Annotated in this window: 9 protein-coding genes, 1 tRNA gene and 1 pseudogene; 6 read left to right on the forward strand and 5 right to left on the reverse strand. The window is 57.6% G+C overall.

Annotation, left to right across the window (positions count from 1 at the left end; genetic code table 11):
• Positions 1–176 precede the first annotated feature (176 nt).
• The 5 genes from H1204_RS13155 (at position 177) to H1204_RS13175 (ending at position 3797) form a co-directional block, all read left to right on the forward strand.
• Positions 177–1106, forward strand: coding sequence for a glycosyltransferase (locus H1204_RS13155; protein ID WP_243468496.1), 930 nt, complete (start codon positions 177–179; stop codon positions 1104–1106).
• A 226-nt stretch (positions 1107–1332) separates the two neighbouring features.
• Positions 1333–1410 (forward strand) — tRNA-His (locus tag H1204_RS13160).
• A gap of 445 nt (positions 1411–1855) precedes the next feature.
• Positions 1856–2449, forward strand: a complete 594-nt coding sequence (locus tag H1204_RS13165) for a hypothetical protein (RefSeq protein WP_180728649.1) — start codon at positions 1856–1858, stop codon at positions 2447–2449.
• Between the two features lie 87 nt (positions 2450–2536).
• Positions 2537–3193: a hypothetical protein gene (locus H1204_RS13170; RefSeq protein WP_180728650.1), complete on the forward strand. Its 657-nt coding sequence runs from the start codon at positions 2537–2539 to the stop codon at positions 3191–3193.
• A gap of 13 nt (positions 3194–3206) precedes the next feature.
• A complete protein-coding gene (locus H1204_RS13175) occupies positions 3207–3797 on the forward strand; it encodes an XkdW family protein (protein ID WP_180728651.1) in 591 nt (196 codons plus the stop codon).
• Between the two features lie 6 nt (positions 3798–3803).
• On the opposite strand, the gene H1204_RS13180 is transcribed toward H1204_RS13175, so the two are convergent.
• The 3 genes from H1204_RS13180 to H1204_RS13190 all read right to left on the reverse strand — a co-directional run bounded on the left by H1204_RS13180 (position 3804) and on the right by H1204_RS13190 (position 7959).
• Complete coding sequence (locus tag H1204_RS13180) at positions 3804–6242, reverse strand: DUF393 domain-containing protein (RefSeq protein ID WP_180728652.1); 2439 nt, start codon at positions 6240–6242, stop codon at positions 3804–3806.
• Positions 6243–6299: 57 nt separating this feature from the next.
• A complete protein-coding gene (locus H1204_RS13185; RefSeq protein ID WP_180728653.1) occupies positions 6300–6611 on the reverse strand; it encodes a hypothetical protein in 312 nt (103 codons plus the stop codon).
• A gap of 505 nt (positions 6612–7116) precedes the next feature.
• Positions 7117–7959, reverse strand: coding sequence for a methyltransferase domain-containing protein (locus H1204_RS13190; protein ID WP_180728654.1), 843 nt, complete (start codon positions 7957–7959; stop codon positions 7117–7119).
• Positions 7960–8320: 361 nt separating this feature from the next.
• Between H1204_RS13190 and H1204_RS13195 the strand changes: the two genes are divergently transcribed.
• Positions 8321–8896 (forward strand): SOS response-associated peptidase family protein, encoded by a 576-nt coding sequence (locus tag H1204_RS13195; RefSeq protein ID WP_346015745.1) that lies wholly within the window; start codon positions 8321–8323, stop codon positions 8894–8896.
• 66 nt (positions 8897–8962) lie between these two features.
• Here H1204_RS13195 and H1204_RS13200 read toward each other — a convergent pair.
• Positions 8963–9886: pseudogene (locus tag H1204_RS13200) on the reverse strand (hypothetical protein); the annotation flags it as partial.
• Between the two features lie 514 nt (positions 9887–10400).
• The gene (gene gmhB, locus H1204_RS13205) at positions 10401–10964 is read right to left on the reverse strand and encodes a D-glycero-beta-D-manno-heptose 1,7-bisphosphate 7-phosphatase (protein WP_180728656.1); all 564 of its coding nucleotides are present in this window, start codon (positions 10962–10964) and stop codon (positions 10401–10403) included.
• Between the last annotated feature and the right edge of the window lies 1 nt (position 10965).

Here is a 10965-nt window from a genome sequence, read left to right on the forward strand (position 1 = left end):
TTTAAATTTCGACCACGTCAAGTGGTCAATCTAAAAATGCGCGCAACGGCGAGGAACTCGTGGAGCTTTATTACGGTGCAAGGTAAAATCGCGAGCCTTAAAAAAGCCAATCTATCGGCCGGATTCGCGGTTTTAAAGCGAGACGCGCGCCAAACTATTTCGTGCACGAGGGGAAAGTGGGTCAAAAAGTTGCTGTCATCCTGCCATGCTACAACGAGGCGAAAACCATCTCGGGTGTAGTCGAGGATTTCCGGCGCCACCTTCCGGAAGCTCAAATCTACGTGTTTGACAACAATTCCACCGACGGTACGTCGGATGTCGCCCGCTCCGCGGGTGCGGATGTCAGGCGTGTCCCACTGCAAGGCAAAGGAAACGTGATTCGTCGGATGTTTGCCGACGTCGAGGCTGATGTGTACGTGATGGTGGACGGCGACGGCACGTACGACGCCAGCGCCGCGCCGCAACTGATCAAGGCAATGCTCGACGAAGGCCTCGATATGGTAGTAGGTAGCCGCGTTTCGGATGAAGTTGCTGCATATCGCTCAGGTCACCGGTTTGGCAACGTCATGCTGACGGGATTCGCCGCCAGCATTTTCGGGCGGACCTTCAAGGACATGCTCTCCGGCTATCGGATTTTCTCCCGTCGCTACGTGAAATCGTTTCCGGCGCACGCACATGGCTTCGAGACGGAGACCGAGCTCGCTGTCCACGCGCTCGAACTGCGCATGCCCGTTGCGGAGATCGAAACGCGCTATGGCAGCCGCCCCGAAGGCTCGGAAAGCAAGCTCAATACGTACAGGGACGGCATTCGCATCCTGATGACGATTCTGCGGCTATTCAAGCTGGAGCGCCCGTTTGCTTTCTTCGGGATCTGTTTCGTCATCAGCATGCTGCTGGCTGTGGGGCTCGCAATACCCTTGCTGGAAACGTACCTCGAGACGGGTCTAGTGCCGCGTGTGCCGACCGCTCTTTTGTGTGTTGCGTTGAGCGTCGTGGGTTTTCTGTTCCTTGTTTGCGGATTGATTCTGGATACAGTGACCAAAGGGCGGCTGGAAGCGAAGCGGCTTGCTTATTTGATGATTCCTGGGCCCGGAGCGCAACCGTGATGTAATGCTGTTTGCAGGCCGCGTTTCGACAAGAGCCGGAGCAGGATTGCGTATTCGGCTGTGCCAATGCCGGAAAAGCAAACCACAGCACCGGCACTCCGAAGAAAAGCGCGAATACGCTCCGTTTGAATGACTGACCTAGGCGCAACACGCTGCATCCATCGGACGCGAATTTGCTCCCGTGCGTCATTTCTTTCGCTACAGCACTCACGTTTCGCTAGAAGCGGTGATGTAGTCAGTCAGCCATTCGGACGCAGGATTGTGATTCCTGTCGTCGTGGGTTCGGGTCCCATCAGCCACCCCATGTAAATCAAGCACTTGGCCCGGTCTCTATGACTGGGCTTTTTGCTTTCTGGAATTCGTGTAAGCACGGGTGTAAGCATTCTTCAGCCACGCTCAAGCGCCCCATGGGCCGCCCCGATAGCGCAATGGGCAGCTCGACTCTCGAATAGCGGCGGCCAGTCCGCAGTCTATTACATCGGCTTCGCGGCGCAACTCGGCTACGGCATCACGATCACGAACTACGCACCCGTCCGCTGCGGGCAGAGCACCTGTGGCCAGCAACTCGGCAATACGGACTGGTTTCTCACCTGGTCGGCCAACGCCCCTCTCAACACAGTCGTCCGGTTCGCTGCGGGCCAATCCACGGCCGGCGAGCCGCTCGGTAGTTGGGGCAACACCCCAGTGCGAATTAAACGCTATCGCACCCGCGCACACGGTTCTGCAGTTCCACTATTCCTGAGGTTTGAATGTATCAAACCGATAATTCGACTGCGGCAGTGTCGCAGCCGGCGGCAACTGCTGCCGGTTCGGCTGGCTTCTTCACCGATGGCAATCCGGCAACCAGCACGCCCGCGACGATCGTTCCGGCTGAATGGCTGAATGCCGTGATGATGGAGCTGGTGAACGTCGTCATTGGAGCTGGACTGACGCTCAGCAAGACGACATACAACCAGGTGTTGGCGGCCATCAAGCGCATCGGCCAAAACACAGTTGTGCTGGCAGATACGGGCGTTGCGAATGCCTACACGGCGGTCAACGCGACGCCCCTCGTTGCGGGCACTTGGGTCGATGGCGTGGTGCAGGCTGTAAAGATCGCCCACGCGAACACCGGCGCATCGACCTATGCACCGGATGGGCTGCCCGCAATTCCCATCTATGGTCTCGGCCTGCAAGCGCTACAGGGCGGCGAGCTCGCGCTCAACGGAACCGCAATCCTGATGCGCGCGACGATCGCAGGCGTGAACAGTGGCAATCCGATCGCCGTGCTCATGGAGTGCTTCGGCGGGACGCAGCAAGTGCCGAATTCAACCTCTTCGCAGCATGCTATGACGCTCGGCTAGGCCAACCAGATCTTCGGCGGATCGGTTACTACGATCTCGACCGCCGGCACTACCACCCTGACATCGGCCAATGCAGGTCTTGTTCTTGTGAATGCGGCCGCAGGGAACGTTACCATCAACCTGCCTGCGCCGAACGCGCAGAACGGCCTGCCGTTCCTCTTTGTGCGCACCGATAGCTCGCCGGCCAATTCGGTCACCGTCAATCGTGCAAGCACCGACACAATTGACGATGTGACACAGACATCGTTTCAGTTGTTCGGTCAGTTTGATAGGCGATATATCAAGTCCAATGGAGTGGGAACTTGGTACACGGTATCGGCAAGCTTCGCATCGAGTGTCAGCGCATATCAAAGCACCGCACAAACGGGCGTTGTTGCAGCGACCTTCACCAAGGTACAGCTTCAGACCAAGTCGACAGGCGGAGGCAACGAGTTCGACGCTACGACGAACTATCGATTCACCGCGAAGCAGGCCGGGCTCTACCAGATCAACGGTGGAATCAATGTTTCGTCGCCAGCCGCCATTAACGGCTACTTCTGCTCGATCTACCAGAACGGCGCGATTGCGGCGCGTGGATCGTCTGTCGTGGGGTATACGGGCGCCGTGCAATCGTGCGCGGTGGTATCTGCGCTTATCCAACTGAACGCCGGCGACTACATCGAGCTGTACGCCTACGGCGATTCCAGCTTCAGCCTGGTCAACGGACCGTCTGCAACCCGACTGAGTATTGCTCGCGTTCAGTAAAGGGAGGATTTAGATGCTTATCAATACTTTGAAGTCTCTCTTCCCGATGGCAGTTCCCGGCATAGACTACGTACTGCAAGACGATGGAGAGGATGCTTACATCAAGACGTGGAACCTAAGCGCTTCGCAGCCTACCGCGGCCCAACTTTCGGCGGGAGCGTCAGCCGCAGCCAGCGCCGCGGCTCAGAAGAATCAGATCGCCATGGTATCGGCCGCGTGCGCTTCCGCGTTGACCGCAGGGTTCAGCTCATCCGCCTTGGGCTCTCCGAGAAATTACCCATCGCAGGATACGGACCAGCGCAATCTGTTGAACGCGGTAACTGCTTCACAGGGGCAGGCGTCGACATGGAATACCGCGCGTTGGTGCGCCAACAACGTCGCGTGGTCGCTCGCGTCGCATACCGCGGCCCAGGTCCAACAAGTGAATGCCGACTGGTTGGTCTTCCGGGTGGCGGCTCAGCAAAAATACGCCAGCTTGGTCACTGAGATCAACTCCGCAACCAGTGTCGCTGCGGTGCAGGCGATCAACTGGTCAGACAAAAGTAAAGCTACCAATGAGGCCCACCATAGAGCGGGCTTCTTCATTTACGCTAAGACGCACTGACGTTGCCTAGTGGAACGCTCCGAGAGGAAGATCGCCAATGACCCGCTGCAGATAGGCTCGACGCACGCTTGCGCTATATCGGGAGCATGCGTCGAAGTCCCCGCGCCTTGAAGCTTCCGTCGCAAGAGCTGCCGATTCCCGTTGATCGGCGGTAAGCGCCGTGGACGCCATGGCTGTGGCGATACCAGATTCGATTCGGCATGAATCCGCACCGCTCGGGAGCGATTCGGTGGCGGCATAGCTTGGGGCGGCCTTCATCGTATAGGCATGAAAGCGCAGGCACGCCATCGGTTCGAAATTTTTGCTTGACCGCGTGAAATCCCACAACGCGACCAGCTCGCTCTCTGGCACGCCGGCGGCGCTGGTGCGAAGCCAATACGCCACGCGTTGGCTTTCCATGGTGCATGGGAAGCTCTGGACGCTGTCGAGCCATGGGCCGGTCACGCGCTCGCTGTCGAAATAGGCTTTCCGGACAAGTTGGGTACCGAAGTCGCTAAGCGTGGTCTGGGCGACGGCATTTCCGCTGGCATCGAAGTGGGCGTCGACGCTGCACACCAGGCGCAAATTCCCAGACACTTCATCACGTGGTGCCTTCGAACCTGGAATAGCCACCGCATAGAAATCTGCATGCATCGTCTTGGTGCGATACGGATGATTTCGCGGAAGCAAATTCAACGCTTCGTCCGCCAAACGACCGCCGCAATAGACCGGCTGACGCGCTATCACGCGTTGGACGTTCGTCAACCTGCTACGGGACGTTTCATTATTCGGGATCAGTACAGCAGGGCTCATGGAGCCGTCCTGATCTTTAACCTGCATGGGCACATAGTGCTTGTAGACTTCCAAATCATACTTGTTGAACACGTCGATGCGCGACATGCCGAAAATCAGATGGGCTCGGCCGAGGACATGGGCGACGGTGCGCGCGGCGGGGCCTTCTTTCACCCAACCAGTTTCCGAAGGGATGGCGATCACGAAAGCGGCAAGCAGCACGGAAAACGCAATAGCGATCGCTGGTGCGATGCCCAGGCCTGAGCCTTCCGGAAGGTGAGGCAGCGAAGCGCTGCGCTTGCGGTACTTAGGCATCTCGCAGACGCCCCAAAGGCGACGGCGGCGGTCGGCAACGTAGCGGTAAATGGCCGGTCCAATCCCGCTGATCGCACCGAGCTTGAGCACAGGCCACAGCGGTAATAACAGGGCAACGCGAGCGGTAATGGCGAGGTAGAGGTCGTAGCCGCTGCGGTTCCAATGTCCTGCGAACACACCCACGAGATCCTTCTGCGCATCGTCCTCAGTGACCCCGTGCGTACGCATGCGCTCGATGTTCTTCGAAAGCGGCGCGAACTCGATCAATCGGAAGACATCCACGAAGCTGATCGTCCGCACAGTCCGGTCGCACAGGTTGCAGCGGTCGTCAAAGAACACCGTGACCGTTTGGCGGTCAGCCCGGCCCGGGACGTTGATGAAAATCAGGCCCCAGAGCACGTACTCGAAGACACCGAGCATTTTGATGTTCAGCATGTGTTGGGAGGCAAGGAAAAACGGGATGCCCCATACGATGCATAGGATGCGGGTGTAACGGTTGATCAGCAGCAGCGGTATCATCAGAACCTGCCACGCCAGCATGCCACCAGTGGCGATGTCGGACAAGGCAGAATAGAGACGCGGAGCGTGCTCCGCCGCCCATGAAAATGCCGCATGGGAGCCCGGGTTCATCAGCGGCAGCATCAGCAGCAGTCCAACCATGTCACCCGACTGCCATTCCGGCTCATGGCTGTGTTGGAATGCCGAGCAGAATGAAATGGAGGCGTAGGCCAGTAGCGGAAGCAGGCGCGCAACGCGAGCGCGCTCGATCGAAGGGGATCCCCAGGCGGCGTAAAGAGCGCGCGTCGCAGCACCCCATGGCCGCTGCAGCAGCTTTGCATCGACCGATAGCGTGGTGCCGGCCGGCAAGACCACCAGGGCGAGCGCCATCATCGAAATGACCAGCGAGCCAATGCCAGGGTTGGCCAGATATGTATCGATAACCGGATTGATGAGGATGCCAAGCGCCAGCGAAGCCAGCGGGACCGCGAAACCGATGACAAGGCATCCGGCAAGCAGAAGCGATAGGCTCGCTACTGCCACCTGTTCAGGAGTGCCGGCCGCCAACGCGTACTGCAGCTGCGGAATGTACCGATAGCTGACGAGCGCGCCGAACAGTATCCGGATCAGGTCAATTTTGACCGCGTCGCGATACACATCAGTCGGATCGATGCCCATCTTGGTGGCGAAGCGGGACAGCGTGGAGAAATAGCATGCTCCGACGCGCCGCGCTGCTGGTATCTGCAGGATTAAAAGCGCGAGAAGAATCGTCGCGCACCCAGCAATCAACGCTTTCCAGTGGTGGCCCTCAGCAAGTCCGAACGGCATTTTGTGTGAGTTATTCGTCGCGATGCGACGCATTGTAACAAGATGCTCACCTGGCCGCCGTTGCTCTCAAAGGAGGCGGAGCTGGTTGCATCAAAACTTCACCTTCACCTCCAGCACATCCGCATCGCTCCACAGCGGCGGGATGTTGCGGTGGTTGCTGTTCACCGACATGAAGTAATGCCGGTATGACAGCGTAAAGCGGCCGTTGCCGACCGATGCACCGACGACAGGGGCAACGGACCAGTAGACGTCTGAAAGGTGCAGGTTCTGAGGTGGCCCGGCAACCTGCCAGCCGGCGACGTCTTCCGACCAGCTGTCGCGGTGGATGGCTGGATCAGCCTGTTCAGGCCGCGAGGCGATGAGCGCGACTGGCGCGGCGTATGGCGCCTTGCGCGATGCCAAGTGGGTCGCAGCGAACTTCGATTTGTCGCGACGTCGCGACAATTTGCTGTGGGGCCATCATCGCGAAGTCGCCGCGCTTGATGCAGGCAATGCGGCGAATGGAAGCTTCACGGTTCCATTCGTGGGAAGACAAACGATCCAGCAACAGTACTGTTGCTGGCGGGGGGTCGTTTAGTCGTCGCTGCCGTGATTGTGAACAGTAATAGAGCGCAACGAAAATGCGGAGTTCGAAAGGTTCGAGGAATATTGTATTGCCCGATGGGAGTGGACTGACGAACAAGCCCGTCGCTTGATGCTTGCTGCTGAAGCCGCCGCAAAACTCCCACCAATTGGCGGAGTCGATACCGGTTAGAGAATCGCATGTGCGTCCGCTACTGAAACTCGACAAGGACGACGAACGTGCGAACGTATGGCGTGCATCACTTGCCGAGCGAATCACAGATCGGCTTGAATTTCGACGGCCACTCGTTCTCAGCGCCAGACGATTGACGTATTGGCGCCTGATCTACTTCCGTTTCTTGGCGCGCAACTCTTCGGCGAGCGCGGAAAATTCGGGTGGCCGAGACAATTCTTGTCGTTTCCTCAATTCATCGCTAGGTGCTTCTGGCAGGCTTGATGGATTTTGGGCAACTAAATACTGAATCCATCCGGTTTTAAGCCAGTATGCGAGCTGCAGGCTGACGACATCGTCCTTAGCACGATAGTGATTCAGGAGTTCGTCGGCAAGGATGGGCATGTTTATGATGCCCCTCGACTCGATCGCGAAGCCACTTGCTGTCAACGTTGACTCAACCATTTCCGTGGTCGGTAAATGGTGTTTGTGAGTGGGGTCGTCGAAATAGTTGCCAATAATTACGTCAAACCCGATGTCATGCAGTTCCTTTAGATTCGGCCAAAACTGCGAATCGTCTGATGGCCATTCGATATAAAGACGCCCCCATGGCTCCAGATTTTGTGAGGCCCAATCCAGTACCGATTTAGGATCATCGATGTGTTCGATGAAGTTTGCGCAATGAATGGCGTCGAACTTCATGCCGCCAAATGACGGCTTTGTGGTGTTCCAGTTACCGAGCTCATAACCGTCGAACTGATCAAATAGTCGCCCCTTCTCAAGCGAGAACGCGTATAGCCTGAGATCAGGACGGCCGGGGCTGGGCCATGTCTTAAAGTTGCTCAAACCGCCATCGCCAGCGCCGATGTCTAGTACCCGAGCGCCACGCTGTAGGCTTCGAAGAAATACCTTCGACGGATGCTGGCGATGGAAGTTTTCAAGGAGTTCCCCCTCTTCCATGACAGGGGATATAGGTTTTGAAAACCATTCCCTGATTATTTCGTGGCGGCTTTGCATGCGGCTCCTATAAGGGTCGATTTGGGCGGCGCACATTTTAACATTCAAAAGTTCACCCTTAGCTCAAGGGTATCAGCATCGCTCCACAGCGGTGGGATGTTGCGCTGTTTGCTGTTGATGCCCATGAAGTAATGCCGGTAACTCAAGGTGAATCGCCCGTTACCGATGGATGCACCGACTACCGGCGCGACGGACCAGTAAGCGCCGGCTATCCGCTCGACCGGGCAGCCGGTGTAGGGAGGACGCCATGTGCACGTCTTATGAAGCGAACCCGAATGACGCCCGATAGGACGTTTTCAGCCTGTTCCCGCGGCCGGATTTCGACTACAAGCGCGAGATCTACAAGGACTATTTCGCCCCGATCTTCCGGCGCGGTGGCGACGCTTTCGAGACCGTCCCGGCATCCTTCGACATCGTGCCGCGCCGGCACATCCCGCCAGGGGTGAAGGTGTTCGACACGACGAACGCGCACTCAGAGTCTATGGAGCAGAAACGCAGTTTCAGCGGCGCATGGAAGAATCTGCAGTTCTGCCTGATCCCGTGTCAGACATTCTTCGAGCCAAACTACGAAAGCGGAAAAGCGGTGCGGTGGAAGATCGGCCTGGCGAACGGAGACCCGCTTGCGATCGCAGGTCTCTGGCGATCGTGGAAGGAGGTCGACGGATCGCACACGCTCGCTATCACCATGCTGACCGTCAATTCGGACGAGCATCCGCTCATGAATCGCTTCCACAAGCCGGGCGACGAGAAGCGCTCGGTCGTGATCGTGCCACCGACGGGGCACGGAGACTGGCTGTCATGTCGGTCGATCGACGAGGCGCGGGCATTCCTTCAACTCTATCCGGCTGAAGCGATGCACGCCGAGCCGTTCCCACTGCCGCCTCGAAAGCCGAAGGTCGTCGTCGACGATGATCCGCAAACCTCGTTGATCGAATAGTCGTCCCAAGAACTATGCGAAGACTGAAGCGGCATCGGACGCTAAGCGCGAGAGGCGGCAGCACTATCAGGTTTCGGGGTGTCCAGCGACGAAACTGGTGAATGCGTCGTATTGCTGCTTCAGTATGGCGCCGTCGATCATCAATCCAAAGGTCGTGTCTCCACTATCGAGCTCGTAATACATCACAGACTGAATGTTTTTCGTCTTTCGGGCGGCGAAGTAATTGGCAAGTTGCGCACTGATATAGGCCGCGCGATACGCCTCTGTCTTTTCAGGCCCGGTGTTCCACTCGGTAAGCAGGAACGGCACCCCGTATCGTGTTTGGCAGTACGTCGGGAGATCGAATCCTGGACCTGATCCATCGGAACCCAAATAGAAGATGTCACCGTTTACTTCGAAGTTGTGCCACGTCGTTAGATCCCATCGCACCGTTGGATGACCACTGCTGCCGTCGGGCTGCTTACCGTCCCACAAGGCGTCGGACGCGCCAATGTCGGCGACGCAGAAATTGATGCCGCAACTCGCCGACGGCTGCACGGACTTTACCCCTTGAATCATTCCACGCATCACGCCACGCATGATCGGCCAGTTCGCGTTACTGAAATCAACGGCCTTCGTGCCAGCGTTCGAGGGGTCAAGAATGATGTCGCCTGCCCGCGTAATCTCATTGCCGCACTCATACATCGTCACCCCATGCGGCGCAAGGGCGGTAGCGACCGTTGCTGCGCAGGATTGCCCGCGGTTGAAAGCGACCGACTCGCTCGCAAACATGGCGCGGTTGTTATCGTAAATGCCGAGATCGATGAGCACGAACAAGGTCAGCCCAGCTGACTGAAACGCTTTGGCAAGATTGACGACAGCGTTCAGTTGAATCGGATCATCTATGCAGCCTACTCGATACGTTGAGCAACCTAGGCTCTCCATGATCGATACGATCTGCGCGGGCGAGTAACGATAGTCAAAATGTCCGTTGATGCCGTAAAACGTACCGGTTTTCGCTGGAGTGGTGACAGGTGGGGAGCTGGTATTAGCGCTCGGACCGGATCCGTTGCCCCCGCATCCGCTGAGAACGTAGCTGCCACCGAGCGCCGTTAGGCAGCCTAGGATCCATCGTCTTGCGACCATATAAGTCCTCCACTGGCGTGCCACAGCCGTCGTTTCGCCGCCGATCGTTCAATCGAAAACAGCGTCTAATACTCGATTGGGGAACTAAGTCGCAAGTGCCTTTCAAGCGCACAAAAAAAGCAGGCATTAGACGGGCTCCGCGCAGAGGCAATCATAGAGCGCTTCTCGGGCGAGCGAAACCCCGCATGGGGTGCAGGAATGCGGGCGCCATTTTTGCGCGAGTTCGGCGGAGTAAATTTCAGAACGACCGCCTTGAAACCCGCATAAAACCGTTGTCGCCGGAATCTATTTTGTTCCGAGAACTTTTAGGCCGATCCGTACCCGTCAAGGCTTAGGGCGATTTTGACGGCTGGACTATCGTCCCGGCTGTTTCAAAGGCTCATCGAGGGAGCGCAGTCGCGAGGCGGTCCATCAGCTCATCAATGGTGTGCACACGTACGAAGCACTCGTTCGCGCCCTCGGGGGCATTGGTTCCGCCCAATAGATAGCGAGCACCGACTCCCGCCGCCTGCGCCGCTTCCATGTCGGTGAGTGAATCGCCGACCATCAACGAATTCGCAAGATCCACATCGTACTCGCGCGCGGCCTTCAGCAACATCCCCGCCTGCGGCTTCCTGCACTCGCATGCAATCTTGTACGTGCCGATTCCAGCTTCCGGATGATGCGGACAGTAATAAACCTGCGTTATCGGCGCACCCTCATCCGCGAACTGACCCATCATCCAGTCGGTGAACCCGGCAAACGTCTCCTCTGTGTAATACCCACGAGCAATCCCCGCCTGGTTCGTCACAACGAACACATCAAAACCCGCGCGGCGCGCGCGACGCACCAGTTCAAAAATCCCCGGCAAGAAAACACAATCTTCCTTGCGATGCAGATAACCAATATCGACATTGATCACCCCATCGCGATCCAGGAACAGCGCACGCTTCTTCGCGCTCATC

The sequence above is a fragment of the Paraburkholderia sp. PGU19 genome, assembly GCF_013426915.1.
Taxonomy (GTDB): domain Bacteria; phylum Pseudomonadota; class Gammaproteobacteria; order Burkholderiales; family Burkholderiaceae; genus Paraburkholderia.

Excerpts from the sequence above, each read along its gene's own strand:
- H1204_RS13190 (WP_180728654.1), bottom strand. The coding sequence starts at position 7,959 with ATGCAAAGCCGCCACGAAATAATCAGGGAATGGTTTTCAAAACCTATA.
- H1204_RS13180 (WP_180728652.1), bottom strand. The coding sequence starts at position 6,242 with ATGCGTCGCATCGCGACGAATAACTCACACAAAATGCCGTTCGGACTT.
- H1204_RS13175 (WP_180728651.1), top strand. The coding sequence starts at position 3,207 with ATGCTTATCAATACTTTGAAGTCTCTCTTCCCGATGGCAGTTCCCGGC.
- gmhB (WP_180728656.1), bottom strand. The coding sequence starts at position 10,964 with ATGAGCGCGAAGAAGCGTGCGCTGTTCCTGGATCGCGATGGGGTGATC.
- H1204_RS13165 (WP_180728649.1), top strand. The coding sequence starts at position 1,856 with ATGTATCAAACCGATAATTCGACTGCGGCAGTGTCGCAGCCGGCGGCA.